The organism is Paenibacillus sp. MCAF9 (assembly GCF_052114265.1).
GTDB lineage: Bacteria > Bacillota > Bacilli > Paenibacillales > Paenibacillaceae > Pristimantibacillus.
The window spans coordinates 40,488-61,248 of record NZ_JBFREL010000031.1 but is presented as its reverse complement, the minus strand read 5'-3'; the positions used below and the strand labels follow the sequence as shown (position 1 = coordinate 61,248).

At 47.1% G+C, this 20,761-nt stretch carries 21 protein-coding genes and 1 tRNA gene; 20 read left to right on the top strand and 2 right to left on the bottom strand.

The genetic code is table 11. The features are described 5' to 3' along the window. Positions 1 to 3 precede the first annotated feature (3 nt). The 19 genes from lgt (at position 4) to AB4Z45_RS27815 (ending at position 18,187) form a co-directional block, all read left to right on the top strand. Complete coding sequence (lgt, locus tag AB4Z45_RS27905; RefSeq protein ID WP_441912718.1) at positions 4 to 1,002, top strand: prolipoprotein diacylglyceryl transferase; 999 nt, start codon at positions 4 to 6, stop codon at positions 1,000 to 1,002. Positions 1,003 to 1,024: 22 nt separating this feature from the next. Beyond that, the gene (gene ppaX, locus AB4Z45_RS27900; protein ID WP_076270761.1) at positions 1,025 to 1,690 is read left to right on the top strand and encodes a pyrophosphatase PpaX; all 666 of its coding nucleotides are present in this window, start codon (positions 1,025 to 1,027) and stop codon (positions 1,688 to 1,690) included. Beyond that, complete coding sequence (locus tag AB4Z45_RS27895; RefSeq protein ID WP_179089910.1) at positions 1,683 to 2,216, top strand: acyltransferase; 534 nt, start codon at positions 1,683 to 1,685, stop codon at positions 2,214 to 2,216. The genes ppaX and AB4Z45_RS27895 overlap by 8 nt, the downstream gene beginning before the upstream one ends. A 194-nt stretch (positions 2,217 to 2,410) precedes the next feature. Continuing rightward, positions 2,411 to 3,643, top strand: coding sequence for an ATP phosphoribosyltransferase regulatory subunit (locus AB4Z45_RS27890; protein ID WP_441912717.1), 1,233 nt, complete (start codon positions 2,411 to 2,413; stop codon positions 3,641 to 3,643). Further along, the gene (hisG, locus tag AB4Z45_RS27885) at positions 3,640 to 4,284 is read left to right on the top strand and encodes an ATP phosphoribosyltransferase (protein WP_441912716.1); all 645 of its coding nucleotides are present in this window, start codon (positions 3,640 to 3,642) and stop codon (positions 4,282 to 4,284) included. The genes AB4Z45_RS27890 and hisG overlap by 4 nt, the downstream gene beginning before the upstream one ends. A gap of 210 nt (positions 4,285 to 4,494) precedes the next feature. Further along, positions 4,495 to 5,790 (top strand): histidinol dehydrogenase, encoded by a 1,296-nt coding sequence (gene hisD / locus AB4Z45_RS27880; RefSeq protein WP_441912715.1) that lies wholly within the window; start codon positions 4,495 to 4,497, stop codon positions 5,788 to 5,790. Between the two features lie 162 nt (positions 5,791 to 5,952). Further along, positions 5,953 to 6,552, top strand: a complete 600-nt coding sequence (hisB, locus tag AB4Z45_RS27875; RefSeq protein WP_372239028.1) for an imidazoleglycerol-phosphate dehydratase HisB — start codon at positions 5,953 to 5,955, stop codon at positions 6,550 to 6,552. Between the two features lies 1 nt (position 6,553). After that, positions 6,554 to 7,171: an imidazole glycerol phosphate synthase subunit HisH gene (gene hisH / locus AB4Z45_RS27870; RefSeq protein ID WP_441912714.1), complete on the top strand. Its 618-nt coding sequence runs from the start codon at positions 6,554 to 6,556 to the stop codon at positions 7,169 to 7,171. A gap of 170 nt (positions 7,172 to 7,341) precedes the next feature. Then, positions 7,342 to 8,100, top strand: a complete 759-nt coding sequence (hisF, locus tag AB4Z45_RS27865; protein ID WP_339206014.1) for an imidazole glycerol phosphate synthase subunit HisF — start codon at positions 7,342 to 7,344, stop codon at positions 8,098 to 8,100. Next, positions 8,097 to 8,789: a bifunctional phosphoribosyl-AMP cyclohydrolase/phosphoribosyl-ATP diphosphatase HisIE gene (gene hisIE, locus AB4Z45_RS27860; RefSeq protein WP_441912713.1), complete on the top strand. Its 693-nt coding sequence runs from the start codon at positions 8,097 to 8,099 to the stop codon at positions 8,787 to 8,789. Before hisF ends, hisIE begins: the two co-directional genes overlap by 4 nt. A gap of 43 nt (positions 8,790 to 8,832) precedes the next feature. Next, on the top strand, positions 8,833 to 9,639 hold the full coding sequence (gene hisJ, locus AB4Z45_RS27855; RefSeq protein WP_441912712.1) for a histidinol-phosphatase HisJ: 807 nt from the start codon (positions 8,833 to 8,835) through the stop codon (positions 9,637 to 9,639). Positions 9,640 to 9,754: 115 nt separating this feature from the next. Next, positions 9,755 to 10,705 carry a ribose-phosphate diphosphokinase gene (locus tag AB4Z45_RS27850; protein WP_076270752.1) on the top strand — a complete coding sequence of 317 codons (951 nt, stop codon included), beginning with the start codon at positions 9,755 to 9,757 and terminating at the stop codon, positions 10,703 to 10,705. A gap of 165 nt (positions 10,706 to 10,870) precedes the next feature. Continuing rightward, positions 10,871 to 12,622: a tetratricopeptide repeat protein gene (locus tag AB4Z45_RS27845; protein ID WP_076270751.1), complete on the top strand. Its 1,752-nt coding sequence runs from the start codon at positions 10,871 to 10,873 to the stop codon at positions 12,620 to 12,622. Positions 12,623 to 12,642: 20 nt separating this feature from the next. After that, positions 12,643 to 13,590, top strand: a complete 948-nt coding sequence (gene trxB, locus AB4Z45_RS27840) for a thioredoxin-disulfide reductase (RefSeq protein WP_076270750.1) — start codon at positions 12,643 to 12,645, stop codon at positions 13,588 to 13,590. Between the two features lie 208 nt (positions 13,591 to 13,798). Further along, positions 13,799 to 14,749 carry an ROK family glucokinase gene (locus AB4Z45_RS27835; RefSeq protein ID WP_339206020.1) on the top strand — a complete coding sequence of 317 codons (951 nt, stop codon included), beginning with the start codon at positions 13,799 to 13,801 and terminating at the stop codon, positions 14,747 to 14,749. A gap of 140 nt (positions 14,750 to 14,889) precedes the next feature. Beyond that, positions 14,890 to 15,777, top strand: coding sequence for an RNase adapter RapZ (rapZ, locus tag AB4Z45_RS27830; RefSeq protein ID WP_076270748.1), 888 nt, complete (start codon positions 14,890 to 14,892; stop codon positions 15,775 to 15,777). A 33-nt stretch (positions 15,778 to 15,810) separates the two neighbouring features. After that, positions 15,811 to 16,776, top strand: coding sequence for a gluconeogenesis factor YvcK family protein (locus AB4Z45_RS27825; protein WP_339206022.1), 966 nt, complete (start codon positions 15,811 to 15,813; stop codon positions 16,774 to 16,776). A gap of 6 nt (positions 16,777 to 16,782) precedes the next feature. Further along, the gene (gene whiA, locus AB4Z45_RS27820) at positions 16,783 to 17,712 is read left to right on the top strand and encodes a DNA-binding protein WhiA (RefSeq protein ID WP_076270746.1); all 930 of its coding nucleotides are present in this window, start codon (positions 16,783 to 16,785) and stop codon (positions 17,710 to 17,712) included. A gap of 205 nt (positions 17,713 to 17,917) precedes the next feature. Then, a complete protein-coding gene (locus AB4Z45_RS27815) occupies positions 17,918 to 18,187 on the top strand; it encodes an HPr family phosphocarrier protein (protein ID WP_028609180.1) in 270 nt (89 codons plus the stop codon). Positions 18,188 to 18,364: 177 nt separating this feature from the next. Here the strand turns inward: AB4Z45_RS27815 and clpP are convergent, their stop codons facing one another. Continuing rightward, complete coding sequence (clpP, locus tag AB4Z45_RS27810) at positions 18,365 to 18,949, bottom strand: ATP-dependent Clp endopeptidase proteolytic subunit ClpP (RefSeq protein WP_169091151.1); 585 nt, start codon at positions 18,947 to 18,949, stop codon at positions 18,365 to 18,367. A 316-nt stretch (positions 18,950 to 19,265) separates the two neighbouring features. Further along, positions 19,266 to 19,340: transfer RNA gene (locus AB4Z45_RS27805), tRNA-Arg, on the bottom strand. A gap of 273 nt (positions 19,341 to 19,613) precedes the next feature. Here AB4Z45_RS27805 and AB4Z45_RS27800 point away from each other — a divergent pair. Continuing rightward, positions 19,614 to 20,678, top strand: a complete 1,065-nt coding sequence (locus AB4Z45_RS27800) for a sugar-binding transcriptional regulator (RefSeq protein WP_441912711.1) — start codon at positions 19,614 to 19,616, stop codon at positions 20,676 to 20,678. The last annotated feature ends 83 nt before the right edge of the window (positions 20,679 to 20,761 follow it).

Sequence of the window (20,761 nt, the reverse complement as noted above, 5' to 3'; positions counted from 1 at the left end):
TAAATGAAGACATTGATATTAAACCCAATTGCCTTCACATTAGGCTCTATTGAAGTGCATTGGTATGGCATTATTTTGGGAACGGCGGCATTAGTGGGGCTGCTTCTCGCAGTGCAGGAAGGAAAACGATTCGGCATTAAGCCTGATTTTTTCATGGATTTGCTGCTGCTCGGCGTCCCTTCCGCCATTATTGGAGCGCGAATTTATTATGTAGCGTTCAAATGGGAAGATTATAAAGGCAACTTTGTAGATGTGTTCAAAATATGGAATGGCGGTATCGCGATATATGGTGCGATAATCGGAGCTTTTATTTGCGGATTCTTCTATTTCCGCTATAAAGGCTATAACTTCTGGCGCTTGGTAGACATTTGTGTACCTGGACTGCTTGCAGGTCAAATGATTGGCCGTTGGGGAAATTTCATGAACCAAGAGGCGTATGGCGGCGTGGTTAGCGAGTCTTTCCTACGCAATACCCTTCATTTACCATCGTTTATCGTGGATCAAATGCTTATTCAAGGTGAATACCGTCACCCGGCTTTCTTGTATGAATCCGTATGGAGCTTGGTCGGTATTGCTATATTGTTCATCCTTCGCCGCCAGAAGTTTTTGCGCGCAGGCGAGCTGATGGCCAGCTACTTTATCTGGTATTCAATCGGCCGTTTCTTTATTGAAGCGCTTCGTACGGACAGTCTTGCGTTTAGAGGACCATCGTGGCTAGCATCCTTTATTAATGGCCTCTGGACTCCAATGGAAGTATTATTCAAACAAGGCTACTTGGATCCTGCGTACGGCAACATAAGGATTTCACAAGTACTGGCGCTGCTTTTAATCGTTGGTGCGGTTGTACTTATTATCGTGCGGCGTAAGACGGGACTTGCATCCGCTCATTACCTTGATCCAATTACGACTAGCAAGCCAGAGCGTAATGTGGGATCGGATGAGAAAAGGGGCAAAGACCAACCTGCTGGCACTAAAAAAGATGATGAGGTTGGCAAGCGTTAAATGTAATTAGGGAGGTTTATCGATGACGGGCAATATCAAAACGATGCTGTTCGATTTGGACGGCACAATTATCGACACCAATGAGCTTATCATCCGCTCGTTCATAGAGTCTTTACAAGGCGTAGCACCAGAAGGATTCGGAAGAGAGCATATTATTCCAAGCATGGGACAGCCGCTTACGGATCAAATGAAGCTATTCTCGGGATTGGATGAAGTAACACATCTTGTGGCAGCGTATCGCGAAGTTAATCTGCGTTTGCATGATGAATATGTAAAACCATTCGATTACGTCATAGAAGTTATTGAGCGAATGCATAAGCAAGGTATCCAAATTGGCGTCGTTACGACAAAAATGCGTTTGACAACGGAACGCGGCTTGAAATACGTTGGGCTGTTCGACTTCGTGGATACCATTGTAACGATTGATGATGTTGTTCATGCTAAGCCGCATCCAGAACCAGTGAGCAAAGCAATCGGACTGCTCGGCGCAGATCCGGCAACGACCATTATGGTTGGAGACAGCACAGTGGATATCGAGTCGGCGATAGCAGCAGGTGCGATAGCAGTTGGTGTCGCTTGGTCGCTAAAAGGCGAGCAAATCCTGAAGGATGCCGGAGCCCATCATGTCATTCACGACATGCGCGATCTCTATTCCTTTGTCGGAATGGAGCGGGAAACATTTGCGTAAAGTTGAACGATATCCGGTGGAAGGGCCAAACGCGCTGTGGCAAGTATATTCAACGGTCAGCCGATTCAAATCGGTTCGTAATTTCATTTGCATCCAGCTAGCGCGCTATTGTCCGATTCTTCCGTTAAAAAATTGGATTTACCGCCGTTTGCTCGGCATGAAGGTCGGAGAACATACCGCTTTTGCACTTATGGTTATGGTCGATGTCTTTTTTCCAGAGCGTATAACGGTAGGCAATAATACAATTATCGGATATAATACAACCATTCTAACTCATGAATATTTGATCAAGGAGTATCGTCTCGGCGACGTCGTGATAGGCTCTCATGTCATGATAGGAGCAAATACGACGATATTGCCAGGTGTAACAATCGGCGATCATGCCATTGTAGCTGCTGGATCAGTTGTCCATAAGGATGTGCCTGCTTATGCATTTGTAGGAGGCAATCCGATGAGGGAAATTAGACGAAGCGAAATGGTCGTGCCAAGCGAATTTGATGAGAATGTGCGCAACATTTTAAACTAATGGGCTATGGAAAGCTTCGTCCGTGCGAGTTCGTCTCGCAGCCGGTCGAGGCTTTCTTTTTTGACGTAAAACGGATCGATTTCAACTTGACGAAAATAAGCTTTTCATGCTAATATTACGACTAAACTCTTTAATTTGTTAGCATGGTAACATGGTATCGCTTTAAACCACTAAAGTAAACGAAGGTGATATTGGTGTCTAAACCAAAAGTATTTGAGAAGCCGATAGGCGTTAAAGATTATTTGCCAAGCGCAGTGGCTAAGCTGCGTCATATTGAACGTCAGGTTCTTGCCTGCATGCAGGGCTGGGGCTACGAACAAATTATAACTCCAACAATGGAATATTACGATACAGTGGGTGTAGCCAGCTCTACGTCCGATCAGAAGTTATTCAAGCTGCTTAACAATCGTGGAACAACGCTGGTGCTGCGCTCTGATATGACGTCGCCAATCGCTCGTGTGGTGTCATCCTTATTGAAGCAAGCGGATTTTCCACAGCGTCTGTCGTATCACTCTAATGTGTTTCGGGCGATAGAGGAAGAGGCGGGCCGCGAGGCGGAATTTTTCCAAACGGGCGTAGAGCTAGTTGGCGATTCCTCGGCAGAAGCGGATGCAGAGGTTGTTGCTCTTGCAATCGCGTCGCTTAAAGCTGCCGGTGTTGAACGTTTCAAGATCGCTATTGGGCATGTTGGATTCCTAAACGGCTTGCTGGAGCAATCCTTGCCAGGCCGTGCAGAAGCGCAGGAGCAGTTGAAGAGCTGCTTGTTAGGCCGTGATTTTGTAGGTTACCGCGAGCAGCTTCGTGGATTATCCGTGGATGAATCCGTTCAGCAAGAGCTGGAAGGTGTTTTGCGTCTACGCGGCGGGCAAGAGATTTGTGATCAAGCGCTGCAGCTGAATGTGGATGATAAAGCGCGGGCGTCCATTCAACATTTGTGCGAAATATGGGATGTGCTGAAGGCGTACGGGGTTTGTGAGCATGTGCTTATCGATCTGACGATGATTGGTGACTTCTCCTATTACACAGGGATGACTTTCGAGGGTTATGCAGCTGATCTAGGCTTCCCGGTTGTAAGTGGAGGCCGTTATGACAACCTGCTGGCCCAGTTCGGCAGACCGGCTCCAGCAACGGGATTTGCACTCAAGACGACGCGTATTCTGGAGCTGCTTGGCGATGGCGCTGAGAGTGAAACGGAACGCACACTGGTTATCTATGATACTGCTGGACGCAATGAGGCGCTTGTTAAAGCACAGGAACTGCGCGGGCAGGGTGCGAGCGTTGTAACAGAGCGGGTAGATGCGTATAACGCACTTCTTGATGAGCTTAAAAATAAGGCACAGCAGCAATCGTTTACTTATAAAGGCGTAGCCTACACAGCATTGCTGACATTTGACGGAAGCGGAATTAAAGGAGGCAGCGCCACATGAGCGGAGCGACAAAAGATATATTGAAAGTGGCGATGCCGAAGGGCCGCATTTATAAGGTAGCTTCCAAGCTGTTCCGTGAAGCGGGGCTTCCGATTCCTAGCGACTTTGATGATACGCGAAAGCTGATCATTGAGCTTCCAGAGGTAGGGATGGAGTTCATTATGGCAAAGCCTGTTGACGTACCGACTTATGTGGAATACGGCGTAGCGGACATCGGGATCGTGGGCAAAGACGTGCTCATGGAGGAAAATAAAGATGTTTATGAGCTGCTTGATCTTGGCATTGCCAAATGCCGGATGTCTGTTATTGGCATGCCGGATTGGAAGCCGGCCATGAATCCGCGTGTAGCGACCAAATACCCGAATGTGGCTTCGGCGTATTTCCGTGAGCTTGGGCAGCAGGTAGAGGTTATTAAGCTGAACGGCTCCATCGAGCTTGCGCCAATGATCGGGTTAGCTGACCGTATAGTTGATATGGTGGAAACCGGCCAAACTCTTCGTGAGAATGGGCTTGTGGAGATGGAATCAATCTTCGGTATTACGAGCCGCTTGATCGCGAATCGAGTAAGCTACCGGATGAAGAATGAAGCGATTCAAGGACTGTGTGATCGCTTGCAGGAAGCGTTGGCTAAACGGGGGTAGAAGAGGGCGGAAAGTAAGAAAAAGCATAAGCGGACAAAGAGAGTCCAGCAAGAGCGGGAAATGCATAGCGAGTGTCAACGAAGCAGGAGCAAACGCAAAGTAGGGCTTGCAGCACTTCATGTATAGACGAGGCATGACAAGTGAATTGCCTGCTGGACTGGACGGATTAATAGATTAATAGCCTTGTGAGTATTGGAAGGAGTGGATGATATGCGTATTATGCGAGCGGAGCAATTTGGTTTGAAGCGTGAGGTGGAGTATGGGACGCCTGAGCAAAATGAGTCTGCTTTGAAGATCGTCGCAGACGTAAAGTCTGAGGGGGATGCAGCGCTGCTGAGGTACACTGAGCAGCATGACCGCGTTAAGCTGGACGCTGCGTCGCTGCGTGTGACGCAGGAGGAAATTCAGGCGGCGTATGAGCATGTTGACGCCGACTTTCTCACGGCTATTCGCGAAGCAGCCGTGAACATTCGGGTATTCCACGAGAAGCAAATGCGTACCTCGTGGATGGATTTGCAGCAGGACGGAACGCTGCTCGGGCAAATTATGCGACCGCTCAAGCGGGTCGGCGTATACGTGCCCGGAGGCAAGGCGGCTTATCCGTCGTCCGTGCTGATGAATGTTATACCGGCGCAGGTAGCTGGCGTGCCGGAAATTGTTATGGTGACGCCGCCGGCAACTGGCGGCACGGAAGGCATCGACCCGTATATTCTCGTTGCCGCCGCGGAATCGGGCGTCAAGGAGATGTACCGGGTCGGCGGCGCACAGGCCATAGCCGCGCTTGCGTACGGCACGGCCACAATTGCTCCGGTCGATAAAATATGCGGACCGGGCAATATTTATGTGGCGCTTGCGAAGCGCGCCGTATTCGGTGCCGTCGATATCGACAGTATCGCCGGGCCAAGTGAAATCGTCGTGCTTGCTGACGATTCAGCTGATCCCGCGTATGTAGCCGCGGATCTGCTGTCGCAGGCGGAGCACGATGAGATGTCATCGGCGATCCTTGTAACGCCATCGCAGCAGCTTGCGGAAGCTGTAGCAGCGGAGGTGGAGCGTCAGCTGTCCACTCTGCCGCGCCAAGACATTGCACGCAGCTCCATCGACAACTATGGCGCTGTGCTGCTGGTCGATTCGCTTGAAGCGGGTATCGGCGTTATTAATCAGATCGCACCTGAACACTTAGAGGTGCTGACGGTTGACCCGATGCGTTTGCTCGGCTACATTCAGAACGCAGGCGCTATTTTCCTTGGGCCTTACAGCTCGGAGCCGGTCGGGGATTATTTTGCTGGACCTAACCACATCATTCCGACAAACGGCACAGCACGGTTCTCATCGCCAGTTAACGTTGATGATTTCTTGAAGAAATCGAGCTTGATTTACTATAGTAAAGAAGCGCTGATGGCTAATGGCGATAAAATCATGACGCTGGCTCGTCACGAAGGGCTTGAAGGGCACGCTCGTGCAATCGAGGTTCGTCTTGAGAAGGAACGCGGGCAAACATTTTAACGTAAATAGATAAATTTGTTAGGCAAACAATTAAGTATAGGAGAGTTATTACCTAGGTAATAACTCTTATGCTCTTTAGCGGCATCTGCTGGAATTCCCTTATGCGGCAGGGCATTTGAGATGATGAAAACAAACATAATCATATAGGAAGAAGGAATGAAAGTGTCGGAAAATCGCGTACGTGAAGCATCGGTGGCACGCAAGACGAATGAAACGGATATTAAGCTTACTTTTGCAGTAGATGGAACAGGTGAAGCAAAGATTGATACAGATGTCCCTTTCTTTAACCATATGCTGGATCTATTTATTAAGCACGGCCAGTTTAATCTGGAATTAGAAGCACGCGGCGACATCGACATCGATGATCACCATACGGTAGAGGATATCGGAATTTGCATCGGTCAAACGCTTCGTGAAGCGCTTGGCGACAAACGCGGTATCAAACGTTACGCTAGTGTATTTGTACCAATGGATGAGGCGCTGGCTCAGGTTATTATTGATGTGAGCAACCGCCCACACTTTGAATATCGTGCCGAATACCCATCTACACAAGTAGGCAGCTTCTCGACAGAGCTTGTTCATGAGTTTTTGTGGAAGCTTGCACTTGAGTCACGCATCACGCTTCACGTCATCGTACATTACGGCAAAAACACGCACCACATGATTGAAGCGGTGTTTAAAGCGCTTGGACGAGCGCTTGATGAAGCAACGAGCATTGATCCTCGCGTACAAGGAGTGCCTTCAACGAAAGGAGTGCTCTAGGATGATCGCGATTATTGATTATGGGATGGGCAACCTCCACAGCGTAAGCAAAGCGGTTGAGCGTCTTGGATATGAGACGGTTATCACTGACGATCCCGCGACGATTGCAGCTTCAGACGGAGCGATTCTTCCTGGCGTTGGCGCGTTTGGCGATGCCATGCAAAACCTGCGGGAAACGAAGATGGATGAAGTGACTAAAGCGTATGCAGCTTCTGGTAAGCCGCTGCTCGGCATTTGCCTTGGCATGCAGCTTCTCTTCACCGAAAGTGACGAATATGGAACGAATGAGGGATTGAATCTTCTTCCAGGCAAAGTTAGCCGTTTCACAGGGGATTACAAGATACCGCATATGGGCTGGAACAAGTTAAATTTCCTTCAAGAGCAGTCGCCTCTATTTAACGGTTTGACTGAAGGGCATGTTTATTTCGTACACTCGTTCCATGCGAAGCCGGAGGTAGGTTCCGACCTGCTCGCAACAACAGACTATTATCAGCAGGTAACAGCCATTGTTGGTCGCGGAAACGTATATGGCATGCAATTTCACCCCGAAAAAAGCGGAGAGCTTGGCATGGAGCTGCTGGGCAACTTTCTTGCACTAACTAAAAATAACGAAGCATAACAAGCTTACTTACTTAAGCAATTTTATCATTTAATATTCGCTGCTTGGTAAGGATGCCTCTTCCTTAATCCAAGCAGTTTCATCAAAGTGATTCCAAGTAATCCTAAGTAATGCCGAGTGTTACCGGAAAGACAATTAAGCTCGACTACGGGCATAAAGGAGAGTGCAATATGCTGGCGAAACGTATCATTCCTTGTCTTGACGTGAAGGATGGCCGCGTTGTGAAGGGTGTTAATTTTGTGAACCTGCGCGATGCGGGAGACCCAGTCGAGCTGGCGGCCACTTATGACCAAGAGGGCGCAGATGAGCTTGTATTTCTAGATATATCGGCTTCCGTTGAAGGGCGTGCGACGATGATTGAAGTCGTCAAGCGGACCGCTGGGGAAATTACGATTCCGTTTACGGTAGGCGGCGGCATATCTCATGTCGATGATATGAAGCGGCTGCTGCGCGCCGGAGCGGACAAAATCGGCATAAATACAGCTGCGGTTTTAAACAAGGCACTCATTCAAGAGGGGTCACGCAAGTTTGGATCACAGTGCATCGTGGTGGCGATTGATGCGAAGTTTAATGCTGAGTGGGGCGAATGGGAAGTTTATACGCACGGCGGACGCAAAACGACTGGCATTAAGGCGCTCGAATGGGCACGTGAAGTGGAGAAGCTAGGCGCGGGTGAAATTTTGCTGACCAGCATGGATGCCGATGGCACCAAAGATGGCTTCGACATCAAGCTCACGCAGGCGGTGTCAGATTCGCTTGGCATCCCCGTTATTGCTTCGGGCGGAGCGGGTAGAGTGGAGCATTTTAACGATGTGTTCCAAATGGCACATGCGGATGCGGCTCTAGCTGCAACGATTTTTCACTATAAAGAGATGACGATTCGTGAAGTGAAGGACGACTTGCGCTTGAAGGGAGTAGAGGTACGATGACGGAAAACAATCATAATGAACTTATCTCAAAAATTAAATGGGACGATGCGGGGCTAGTACCAGCTATTGTTCAAGATGTGCAAAGCAAAGAAGTGCTTATGATGGCTTATATGAATAAGGAATCACTTCAGCTATCCGTTGAATCCGGCGTGACTTGGTATTGGAGCCGCTCGCGTAATGAGCTTTGGAACAAAGGAGCGACAAGCGGTAATACGCAGCGCATCGTCTCTTTGGCTTATGATTGCGACGGTGATACATTACTCGTTAAGGTGGAGCAAAAAGGTCCAGCTTGCCACACAGGGCGCTATAGCTGCTTCTTTAATTCGGTTGAAGTAGCCGGGAACACAGATGCTACCTCAGAGGCTGGACAACCCGCTGCAGACCGCTTCGCAACGCTTGGACAGCTAGAGAGCGTGATTGCCGAGCGTTACGCAGAGCGTCCTGAAGGCTCTTACACCTCATACCTGTTCGATAAAGGTGTCGATAAGATTTTGAAAAAAGTAGGCGAAGAAGCATCCGAGGTTATCATAGCAGCGAAAAATAAAGATAACGACGAGCTTCGCAGCGAGGTTGGCGATCTTATTTTTCACCTGATGGTATTGCTTCGTGAACGCGGATTGCCGCTAGATGATGTAATCAGCGAAATTAACAATCGTCACGGCAAGCCAACAACAAATAAAATGAGATAATGGAAGCTGAATGATAAATGACAGCAGAAAGGCCGGTACGCACATGTTTATCGATTACCATACGCATCATGCTCGTTGTGGTCATGCCGTTGGAGAGCTAGAGGAATATGTAAAGAAGGGCATAGAGATCGGACTCGTGCAGCTCGGCCTTTCCGATCATATGCCACTGCTCCATGTTGACCCTGCAACTTATTATCCGGAAATGGCTATGCCGATGGATGAACTTCCGCGTTATGTGGAGGAGTGCCTTGCGCTTAAGGAAAAGTATAAGGGACAAATCGACATACGTGTTGGGCTTGAAGGCGATTATATTGAGGGCTGCGAGGAGCAGATCGCTGCGATCGTGAACGCGTACCCTTGGGACTATGTGATTGGCTCTGTTCATTTTCTTGAGGAGTGGGACATCACCGATTTCCGGCAAACGGGAGGCTGGGAAGGCCGCAATCGTATGGCTGTATACGAACAGTACTACGCAGCCGTGGGCAAAGCAGCCGCAAGCGGATTTTATGACTACATTGGACATATTGATGTCATCAAGCGTTTTGGCTTTCTGCCGGAGGAAAATGTTACCCATTTGGAGAACGCTGCACTAGAGGCAGTCAAGATGCATGGACTTGCGATTGAGCTCAACGCATCGGGCCTTCGCACACCTGCAGCAGAGATGTTTCCGAGCCGTAGAATGCTGGAATATGCACTGGAACTAGGCATTCCGCTGACGGTTGGTTCAGATGCTCACCAGCCTGAAAGACTGGGCCAATATTTGGATCAAGCGTATGATTTGCTCAAAGAAGTTGGCTTTAAGCAGCTTGCGACATTTAATTGTCGAAAATTAGTGATGATTGATTTTTGAAATATCGTAAATTCCATGTATAATATAGATGATCAAATAAGCTTTGTCGAATGATCCGGCAAAGACGAGTACTTGTTCCGTCAAATTAATTGGTTTTAACGCTCAGGAGGGTATCATGTTAAGCGACAAGGTGCGTATTTTTTCGGGTTCGTCTAATCCGGTATTGGCTCAGAAAATTAGTGCAGAGCTTGGTCTGACGCTAGGTGCGATCAAGATGTCCCGTTTTAAAAGCGGAGAGATTTACGTGCATTACGAGGAAACGATTCGGAATTGCGATGTATTTCTCGTACAATCATTCTCACATCCAATCAACGAGCATTTTGTCGAATTGCTTGTTATGATTGATGCGGCGAAGCGTGCTTCCGCAAGAACGGTCAACATCATCATGCCTTATTACGGTTATGCGCGTCAGGAGCGCAAAGCAGCACCTCGGGAGCCGATTTCAGCGAAAATGCTGGCGGATGTGCTCACGACAGTAGGAGCGAACCGAGTGATTACAATCGACCTACATGCTCCAGCTATTCAAGGCTTCTTCAACATTCCAGTCGATCATATGACTGCGCTAGATTTAATCAGCGATTATTTGAAGTCGAAAAACATCAAGAACCCGGTTGTTGTATCGCCGGATGCAGGACGTGCTTCAACTGCTGAGAAGCTAGCGAACTACTTGGATACATCGTTTGCGATTATGATCAAGAAACGCCCTGCGCATAATGAATCAGTGATCACACATGTTATCGGTGATGTCGAAGGTCAAACTCCGATTATTATCGAGGATCTCATCGATACGGGATCTACGATTGTTAACGTTGTGGAAAGCTTGAAGGAGCGCGGCGCTGAGGATGTATTTGTATGCGCAACGCATCCGTTATTCTCCGGCTCTGCCATTGAGCGTTTGGATCATCCAAATATTAGAGAAGTCATCGTAACAGACTCAATCAGCTTGCCGGAATCGACTCCTGAACGCTTCAAAGTGCTTTCCGTTGCGCCGTTGCTTGCAGAAGCAACACGCATTATTTTGGAGGGCGGCTCCATTAGCACATTGTTCAAAAGCAATGGTGTCTAAACGTTCAAATGGAATGCAGAACTAACGAAATGAATAGTAATGCCGCGGGAAATCGCGGGTGGTGTATTTGCCATCCGCGATTTTCCCACATATTCTTTCATGTTCTCAGGGGTATTGCTATGGTATAATCGTATAAAATCGGAAGTAACGGGAGGTGCCTTGCGGGTGAAAGAAAAGAAACGAGTTGCCGTAGATCAACAGACGAAAGTCATACCGGTTCAATGGGACGCTACGTTTTTTTTCGAACGTGCGGTTCGATCGCTTGATCGGCTCCATTATGACAAGGCACTTAAATATTTTCGTCGCGCCGTCGAATACGAGCCGGAGAATCCGGTAAACCATTGTAATATGGCCGGCATTCTTTCTGAAATGGGCAACTATGAGGAATCAAATAAAATCCTCGGTTGGATTGTAGATGAGCTTGATCCGACGATGACGGAGTGCCATTTCTATATGGCGAACAATTTTGCTAATTTAGAACAATATGAAGCAGCCGAGGGCTCGCTTATTCGATATTTGGAAGAGGACTCCGAAGGACAGTTTCTGGATGAAGCAGAAGATATGATGGATCTACTGCATTTTGAACTGGAGCGTCCTACTCGTCTAACCAACATCAAGTCTCGTGAAGGCATGGTCGAGCATGATTTGGCGCGCACGCTGCTGGAGGAAGGCAAATTCACTGAGGCTGTGCGCATTTTGGAGAAAATTATCGAAGGACAGCCAGATTTTTTAGCTGCTCGAAATAATTTGGCTTTGGCTTATTACTATATGGGCATGTTCGATAAAGCGATGGATACGATCCATGAAGTGCTTGATCTTGAAGCGGGCAACCTGCATGCGCTGTGCAACCTTGCTATTTTTTATCAGCACAAAAACGATGAAAAAAGCTTGAAGCCGCTTGTTGAGCTGCTTGCGAAGACGGTACCGTTCCATCAAGAGCATGTGTTTAAACTGGCAACAACAATGGGCATCTTAGGAGAGCATGGTGCTGCTTATAAGCATTTCACCAGACTTCTCAAAGACTCAGAGCTCACTCAGGATCCAAGCCTGTATCATTACGCGGCTGTTGCAGCTTGCAATATCGGACGTTTGCAGGAAGCAGAGCGCCTATGGAGGCAGACAATCAAGCTCGATCCAAAATCAAGCATTCCACTTTATTATATGGAGCAGCTTGAGCTGGTACGAAGCGGGCAGCAGACGGCTGCCATCAGCTATCACTATCATTTGCCGTTCGAAGAGCAGTTTAAGCTATGGGAGAAATCTTCCGATGGCATTCCCGATCATCTGAAGCGCGATCCGCTAGTACGTTCGTCGTTCTTCTGGGCGCTGCGTCATGGTGATCAGGACACGAAGCTCCAGGTTATTCAGGCTCTAGGGATGATCGCCGACAGCGAAGTGAAGGATGTTCTTCAGACGTTTTTGCTCGAGAAGGAAGAGGATGATTATTTAAAACGGATTGCCATCTTTGTACTCCGAACGATGGGCGTACAAGAGCCTTTACATGTGGTGCTGGAAGGCAAAGAAACGGTCATTGAGCCGAACCGGGTCCCTTCAAGTCTGCCTGTATGGGAAGATAAATGGCAGGCTGTTGCAGATATCGCTCTTGATCGCATGAGCAAGCAGTATGATTTGGTCCAGCAGCATGATTTGATGACCTTATGGGTGGAATTTTTGACGCGAGTATATCCAGATGCTCCGAAGCTTACGAAGCCGGAGAGCTGGGCGGCCGCATTAGAATATTTGACTGCAAAAATGCATCGTCGTGCTATCTCCTATCACGAGGTTTCCACCAGATACGGTACATCTATTGCGACAGTCAGCAAGAACGTCAAGATTATTGATGAAGTTTGCGGCATCAAAGAAAAGATGAAGTCGATGAGTTCCGTCTTCTTTACGCAAGAATTACAGGACGAATAAACTTTTACGAGGTGAAGCTTATGTACAAATCAATTATTATCGGTACTGGTCCTGCGGGGCTTACAGCAGCTATTTATTTGGCTCGCGCTAACATGAGCCCACTCATTATTGAAGGTCCAGAACCTGGCGGTCAATTGACAACAACAACAGAGGTTGAGAATTTCCCTGGTTTCCCGGAAGGGATTATGGGTCCTGAGCTGATGGAAAACATGCGTAAGCAAGCGGAGCGCTTTGGCGCTAAGTTTATTACGGGTTGGGTTAATAGCGTGGATATGTCAGAGCGTCCATTCAAGCTTCAAGTGGAAGGCCACGGCGAGCTTGTTGGGGAGAGCATCATTATTTCTACTGGTGCATCGGCTAGATACCTCGGCATTCCAGGCGAGAAAGAAAACGTTGGCCGCGGCGTAAGCACATGCGCAACATGCGATGGCTTCTTCTTCCGCGGTAAAAAAATTATCGTAGTGGGCGGCGGCGACTCTGCGATGGAGGAAGCAAACTTCCTTACTCGTTTTGCTTCAAACGTAGAGCTTGTTAACCGTCGTGATGAGCTTCGCGCATCAAAAATCATGCAGGATCGCGCTCGTGAGAACGAGAAAATCAGCTGGAGCCTAAACCGCACACCGGTTGAGGTTGTAGCAACTGGCATGGGTGTTACTGGGCTTAAAGTTCGCGACAACGAGACAGGTGAAGAGGATGTTATTGAGACAGACGGAATCTTTATCGCTATCGGCCACACGCCAAACACGAAATTCCTAGCAGGTCAAATCGATACGGACGATCATGGTTACATTGTTGTAAAACCAGGCACATCTGAAACGAATGTACCGGGCGTGTTCGCTTGTGGAGATGTTCAAGACAGCAAATATCGTCAAGCAATTACAGCAGCAGGCAGCGGTTGTATGGCTGCACTGGATTGTGAAAGATATTTGGAGGGTGCAATTACGCACGACTGGAGCAAATCGCTTTAATACTTGACGAGTTGCAACATAAGATAAAGAAGAGGCTATACCAGCAGAGCGACATGCTTGAAGGTATAGCTTTTTCATTAAATGATGAAGGCGTTTTTTCTAAGCCCAGAATGGTTGATTTGCCAGTATTCCTCTATCTTGACCAGAGGATGAAGGTCGCTTATAGTGTTACAAGAGAAGATTAACATATTGATGAGGTGGACTAGTGATGTCTGAGAAGATTTACGTTGGAGTCGATGTCGGCGGAACTGCTATTAAAGTAGGTATTTGTAATTCGGATGGGCAATTGCTCCAGACGTACGAGGGGCCGACGGAGGCGAGTAAAGGAACGGACACTATCCTTCAAAATATTGCGAAATATGCACAACAAATCGTAGTGGAATCGGACTATGATTGGGAGCAAGTTGACGGGGTAGGCGTTGGTATTGCTGGTTTCTTAGATATTCCAAACGGAATTGTGAAATTTGCACCAAACTTAAAAATCGAGAACGTCAATCTAAAGGCTTATTTGGAGCAAGAGCTGAATAAGACAGTTAAAGTTAATAATGATGCGAATGTTGCTGCACTAGGCGAAGCTTGGGGCGGAGCGGGCAAAGGCATCGCGCACTGCGTATGCTACACGCTCGGCACAGGCGTAGGCGGCGGTATTATTATAGATGGTAAAATCGTTGAAGGTTCTATGGGTATGGCTGGCGAGCTTGGTCATATGGCTATCGTGCCTGATCTTGAAGCTATTGTATGCGGCTGCGGCAAAATCGGCTGCTTGGAAACGGTATCCTCTGCAACAGGTATTATCCGTATGGCAAAGGATGCGGTTGAACGCGGCGATCGTACATCGCTTTCACTTGTTGAGGATATTATGGCGAAGGATGTTCTTGATGCAGCTAAAGCAGGAGACGAAGTAGCAACTCGCATCGTAAACCGTGCTGCTTATTATTTGGGTAAATCAATGGCGATGATCGCTATTGTATTGAATCCGCAATATTTCATCATTGGCGGCGGCGTTTCGAAGGCTGGAGAATTTTTATTCGAGCAAATTCGTGAAGTATTCGACAAGTATACACAGGATCAAGCGAAAGAAAATGTGCAAATCGTAGCGGCAACACTAGGCAACAACGCTGGCGTTGTAGGCGCAGCCGGCCTTATTCTAAGAGGTTAATTTCATAGTTGTAAATGACGAAGAGACTTTGCATCTGCAAAGTCTTAGCCTATTCTAACGAAGTAGGTTTGCGTTCGCAAACCTTAAGCATATCCTTACGAAGTGACTTTGCATTCGCAAAGTCTTTAGGAGGTTTATTCATGGAAACGACAGCAGCAGTAGCAAAGCTTGTCATAATAACCGGGATGTCTGGCGCGGGCAAGACCATTGCTGTCCAAAGCCTGGAGGATCTCGGTTTCTTCTGCGTAGATAATCTGCCGCCCGTTCTTATTCCTAAATTTGCAGAGTTGATCGATCAGTCGAACGGTAAAATCGGCAACGTTGCGCTTGTTATCGATTTGCGCGGGCGTGAATTTTTCACGGCGCTTTCGGAGTCGTTGGCCTATATCAAGGAGCATTATACGATTAGCTGTGAAATCTTATTTTTGGATGCAACTGATTCTGTCTTGGTTCAGCGCTATAAGGAAAGTAGGCGGCGCCATCCGCTGGCACCTGAGGGCATGCCGCTTGAGGGCATTCGCAACGAACGTCGCCTGCTAGAAGACTTAAAGGGCTGGGCATCACAGGTTATTGATACGAGTATTTTGAAACCAGCTCAATTGAAGGAACGTATTATTTCTCATTTTACACACCTAGAGCAAAACAGCTTGTCGATAAATGTAACTTCCTTTGGCTTTAAATATGGCATTCCTATCGATGCGGATTTGATCTATGATGTTCGTTTCTTGCCTAATCCGCATTATGTCGAGCATCTGCGCCCAAATACCGGTCAAAATCCCGATGTATATGAATACGTTATGAAATGGCCTGAAACTCAGCAATTTCTAACGAAGCTGCTGGATATGTTGCAATTCCTTATTCCGCTTTATCGTAAGGAAGGGAAAAGTCAGGTTGTTATCGGTATTGGCTGTACTGGCGGTAAGCATCGTTCCGTTGCTATAGCAGAATATTTGGGACGCATGCTCGGCAGCAGTGATACGGAACGTGTGCGTGTCAGCCATCGCGATGCCGAACGTGACAAGCATTGACGAGGTGAGAGAATGCAAAGTAGACACAAGATAATGAGACGGCCTAAAATCGTCGTAATTGGCGGCGGTACAGGTCTCTCTGTTATGCTGCGAGGTCTTAAGGAGAAGCCGCTCGATATTACCGCAATTGTTACGGTTGCCGATGATGGCGGGAGCTCAGGCATTTTACGCAATGAGCTGCAAATTCCGCCTCCGGGTGACATTCGGAACGTACTTATGGCATTAGCGGATGCTGAGCCGCTGCTGACTGAGGTTCTTCAGTATCGTTTCAAAACGGTGCCGGGACTTGCAGGCCACAGCCTTGGCAATCTTATGCTGGCAGCAATGACCGATATATCCGGCGACTTTGTAACGGGGATTCGTGAGCTGAGCCGTGTGTTAGCCGTTCGAGGACGGGTTCTGCCCGCAGCGAATCAGGCTATCGTACTTAAAGCGGAAATGGCTGATGGCAGCATTGTCACAGGGGAATCCATGATTCCGAAAGCTGGCAAGGTCATTAAACGAGTATTTTTGGAACCAGCCGATGTCGAACCGCTGCGAGAGGCGGTCGAGGCCATCGAACAGGCCGATGCTATATTGATTGGACCGGGCAGCTTATATACAAGTATTATTCCAAACTTGTTAGTTCCTAAACTGGCAACTGCCATCGTGGAATCAGAAGCGGTAAAATTATTTGTATGTAATGTTATGACGCAGCCTGGGGAGACTGATAATTATTCGGTAGGCGATCACCTTGATGCCATTCATGCTCATATCGGTCAACATCTATTCGATTATGTCATTGTAAATGACGGCGAAATTCCGCCGCAAATCGAAAGCAGATATGCTGAGCTTGGCGCAAAGGCCGTCCATTTGGATTTAGATGCAGTTACGCAAAAGGGATATGAAGTCATTGCGGATCGGCTAGTATTGTTTCGCACTTTTCTTCGGCATGATGCCGAACGCTTAAGCCATCATATTTATAAGCTGGTAGAGAACTGGATGTTACGAAAGAGGTGATACACAATGTCATTTGCGGCCCAAACAAAGAAAGAGCTGACATTAATTGAAGCGGACAGCTGCTGTGAGATAGCGGAGCTATCTGCACTCATACGGATGAATGGTTCGGTTAGCGTATCTAGCCGCAAAGTCGTTTTGGACATCTCAACGGAAAATGCCGCGATTGCCAGAAGGATTTATTCCCTGCTCAAAAAACATTATGATGTGCATGTAGAGCTGCTTGTCCGTAAAAAGATGAGATTGAAAAAAAACAACGTGTATATTGTCCGTATACCGGCTAGAGTTCAGGAAATATTAAGCGAGCTCAAAATTGTATCGGAAGGCTTTATGTTCAATTTAGGCATCGATAAGGAAATCATTCGCAAGCCTTGCTGCAAACGCTCCTATCTACGGGGTGCGTTTCTTGCTGGCGGATCGGTTAACAATCCAGAAGGTTCATCTTATCATCTGGAAATTTCTTCGATGTACCAAGAGCATTGTGAGTCGTTAGTTGACCTTGCGAACAAATTTGATCTAAACGCGAGATGCATTGAACGAAAAAAGGGATTTATCTTCTACATCAAAGAGGGCGAGAAAATTATCGAGCTCCTCAATATTATTGGTGCGCACCAAGCTCTGTTCAAGTTTGAAGATGTTCGAATCATGCGCGACATGCGCAATTCAGTAAACCGGATCGTAAACTGCGAAACGGCCAATCTAAATAAAACGATCGGTGCAGCTGTTCGTCAGATCGAAAACATCAAACTGCTTCAACGTGAGGTAGGACTGGATAGCTTGCCTGATAAGCTGAAGGAAGTAGCTGAAATAAGGCTTCAGCATCCGGATATGAATTTGACAGAGGTCGGCGAAATGCTCGGAGGAAAGGTCAGTAAGTCAGGCGTAAACCATCGTTTGCGCAAAATCGACGCACTTGCGGAAAAAATCCGCGGTGTCTGAACTTTTATCCTAGTGCATCAGCTGGTATAATGATATAATAATTTAAAATGACGCAATTTTTAAAGATAAGAATAAGCAGCATTGATACTTACACATCTTATCTTTGTCCGGAAACGAGCTTTTGCAGCCAGAAGACGGCAAACAGAGCCGTATACGCTTTTGCCGCATGCTAATGATTGAGAAAAATATAGGGGGTATGGTTTCCATGACAAGGCTTCCGGTTGTTGTTCGTCTTAAGACTGGACTACATGCAAGACCAGCAGCATTATTCGTACAAGAAGCGAACAAATTTTCCTCCGAAGTATTTGTAGAGAAAGACGACAAAAAAGTAAACGCTAAATCCATAATGGGTATTATGAGTTTGGCTATCAGTTCTGGCACTGAAGTATCCATTAGTGCTGAGGGTTCGGACGCAGAACAGGCTGTAAACGCTTTAGTCGCTTTGGTAAGCAAAGAAGAGCTGGAGAACCAATAATGAAGAAGGAGAGAAGTCACGCAGGTTCATTATGAGCTTGCGGCGGCAGCTCTTTTTTTATATGGAATGTAAAATAATCTTACGAATGTGTTTGCAATAAAAAAAGAGCAGGCTCGGATGAATCCGAACTTGCTCTTTTTTGCGTTCAAACCTATTACCTAGCGGAATCGGAATGAATTATGCGAGTTTCTCAATTACTTTATCAACCAAGCCATATTCTTTGGCTTCTGCTGCACTCATGAAGTAATCGCGGTCTGTATCTTTCTCGATACGTTCAAGCGATTGTCCACTGCGCTCTGCCAAAATACCGTTCAGCTTGTCGCGCATGCCGATAATGCGTTTTGCACGAATGGCGATATCGCTTGCTTGGCCTTCTGCACCGCCAAGTGGCTGATGGATCATGACTTCGCTGTTCGGAAGCGCGTAACGTTTGCCAATTGCACCTGCAGTAAGCAAGAAAGCACCCATAGAAGCAGCCATACCTACACAAATCGTAGATACATCAGGTTTAATATATTGCATCGTATCGTAAATAGCCATGCCTGCCGTAATTGAGCCGCCCGGGCTGTTAATATAAAGAGAAATGTCCTTCTCAGGGTCGTCTGCCGCCAGGAATAACAATTGAGCGATGATGGAGTTGGCCACCACGTCATTTACACCTGATCCTAGAAAAATAATGCGATCTTTCAGTAGGCGAGAGTAAATGTCATACGCACGCTCACCCCGATTGTTTTGCTCAATAACCATAGGAACGAAATTCATATCCAACGTAAGCCCCCTCCTAAAAAACAATGAATGGTTAAATCGTATTCTCATAATAACGGATGAAAAGTCAAAAGTCAAAGATAGTCAAACAGGTCTGCAATTCCCTTGCTGCGTATACGAAAAAAATGGGTTTGAAGTGGATTGGATGAAATATACAAGCGCAATTTGGAGTGTTTTCCATGAGGCATAGGTTGGATGTTGTAGCGGGAGATTAATCACTTGGCCGTTGCTTAAAATAAAAAAAACGTTCCAGCGTATAGGAACGGTTCGTGTGTATCAATATAGAGTTTGAACTTGCGATAATAAAAAGTAATGGCGCGCCCGCAAGGAATCGAACCTAGATCTCAGCCTTCGGAGGGCTGCGTCATATCCATTGGACCACGGGCGCATAAGGAAAAGCTGCTGTTGCTGCTATCTGCTTTTGTAAGAAAATAGTCGCAAAAATGATTATATGATATTAAAGATTTTAAAGCAAGCGATGTTCAAAAATTAAATTTGTTAAAAATGCGTCGGAAACCGTTTCCAATTGATAATCGGCTATTGCTACAATTGGTTATTTCCGATAAACTAAAGGTGGGACTTGAAATGATACCGCGGGACATATTGAGTCCAACGTATTTGAAGCGAATACGCTATAGGCCGATGGAGTGAAGGATGAGAAATGCGTCAGATCATTGAACTGCAGCAGCAGCTTGTGCCTGATCTGCTAGAGGTCATGAAGAAACGATATTCGATTTTGCATCAAGTAATGGTATCGGATTTAATCGGACGTCGAACGTTGGCTTCTGTATTATCGATGACGGAGCGTATGCTTCGGGCAGAGACCGATTTCCTAAAGACGCAGGGGCTGCTAGAGATTCATTCGGGAGGCATGCGGATTAGCGATTCAGGCAAGCTTCTATTAGAGCAGCTTGAGCCATTCTACAAGACAATGTTCGGACTATCCGAACTGGAGGAAACGATTCGGAGTCACTACGGCCTATCACAGGTCATTATAGTTGCTGGCGATTCGGAAGTCTCTGCCCAAACAAAGCGAGAGCTTGGTCGTGCGGGATGTCAGGTGCTTATCAAGGTAATGCAGCCTAACGACGTTGTAGCTGTAACAGGCGGAACGACGATTGCACAGCTGTCGAATCAACTGATTAGTTCTTCTCAGCTGAATACGAACTTGTTCGTACCGGCTAGAGGCGGTCTAGGGGAGAGCTTGGATTACCAAGCGAATACGATTGCTTCCATGATGGCTAAGCGTACAGGAGCGCAGTACAGACTTCTGCATGTGCCGGATCATCTGGGAGAGGAAGCTTTTGCATCTATTATGCAGGAGCCGAACATTCGAGAAATTGTGGATGTCATCCGCAGTGCTCGCATCGTTGTACATGGTATCGGAGATGCTATGGTTATGGCAAGACGCAGGCGGCTAGAGCGTGAAGTTATTGATGCGATGGAAGCTGAGGGTGCTTTGGCGGAGTCGTTCGGGTTTTATTTTGACCGAAAAGGCGCTGTCGTGCACAAAATGCAAACGGTGGGGTTACGGCTCGAGGATATTGTTAAAACTGAAGTTGTTATAGGTGTAGCCGGCGGCAAGAGCAAAGGCGAGGCTATAGCGGCAGTGATGCGCTTTGGACACAATGATGTACTCGTAACGGATGAAGCAGCTGCACTTGAAATCGTAGCTTTGATCGATCAAGAGAAGCACAGTCAAGAAGAAAGCAATAAGGAATCATGACGCTTTGCAAATTGCTGTTAAGGCATACCTGCAAAATGTCTTGAAATATATTCATAAATCTTTTAAAAACGCTTAGGAGGAAA

What these genes read in the sequence shown, in the direction of transcription:
- lgt (WP_441912718.1), top strand. Translation starts at nt 4, where the DNA reads ATGAAGACATTGATATTAAACCCAATTGCCTTCACATTAGGCTCTATT.
- ppaX (WP_076270761.1), top strand. Translation starts at nt 1,025, where the DNA reads ATGACGGGCAATATCAAAACGATGCTGTTCGATTTGGACGGCACAATT.
- hisG (WP_441912716.1), top strand. Translation starts at nt 3,640, where the DNA reads ATGAGCGGAGCGACAAAAGATATATTGAAAGTGGCGATGCCGAAGGGC.
- hisD (WP_441912715.1), top strand. Translation starts at nt 4,495, where the DNA reads ATGCGTATTATGCGAGCGGAGCAATTTGGTTTGAAGCGTGAGGTGGAG.
- hisH (WP_441912714.1), top strand. Translation starts at nt 6,554, where the DNA reads ATGATCGCGATTATTGATTATGGGATGGGCAACCTCCACAGCGTAAGC.
- hisF (WP_339206014.1), top strand. Translation starts at nt 7,342, where the DNA reads ATGCTGGCGAAACGTATCATTCCTTGTCTTGACGTGAAGGATGGCCGC.
- hisIE (WP_441912713.1), top strand. Translation starts at nt 8,097, where the DNA reads ATGACGGAAAACAATCATAATGAACTTATCTCAAAAATTAAATGGGAC.
- hisJ (WP_441912712.1), top strand. Translation starts at nt 8,833, where the DNA reads ATGTTTATCGATTACCATACGCATCATGCTCGTTGTGGTCATGCCGTT.
- AB4Z45_RS27850 (WP_076270752.1), top strand. Translation starts at nt 9,755, where the DNA reads ATGTTAAGCGACAAGGTGCGTATTTTTTCGGGTTCGTCTAATCCGGTA.
- trxB (WP_076270750.1), top strand. Translation starts at nt 12,643, where the DNA reads ATGTACAAATCAATTATTATCGGTACTGGTCCTGCGGGGCTTACAGCA.
- AB4Z45_RS27835 (WP_339206020.1), top strand. Translation starts at nt 13,799, where the DNA reads ATGTCTGAGAAGATTTACGTTGGAGTCGATGTCGGCGGAACTGCTATT.
- rapZ (WP_076270748.1), top strand. Translation starts at nt 14,890, where the DNA reads ATGGAAACGACAGCAGCAGTAGCAAAGCTTGTCATAATAACCGGGATG.
- AB4Z45_RS27825 (WP_339206022.1), top strand. Translation starts at nt 15,811, where the DNA reads ATGAGACGGCCTAAAATCGTCGTAATTGGCGGCGGTACAGGTCTCTCT.
- whiA (WP_076270746.1), top strand. Translation starts at nt 16,783, where the DNA reads ATGTCATTTGCGGCCCAAACAAAGAAAGAGCTGACATTAATTGAAGCG.
- AB4Z45_RS27815 (WP_028609180.1), top strand. Translation starts at nt 17,918, where the DNA reads ATGACAAGGCTTCCGGTTGTTGTTCGTCTTAAGACTGGACTACATGCA.
- clpP (WP_169091151.1), bottom strand. Translation starts at nt 18,949, where the DNA reads ATGAATTTCGTTCCTATGGTTATTGAGCAAAACAATCGGGGTGAGCGT.
- AB4Z45_RS27800 (WP_441912711.1), top strand. Translation starts at nt 19,614, where the DNA reads ATGCGTCAGATCATTGAACTGCAGCAGCAGCTTGTGCCTGATCTGCTA.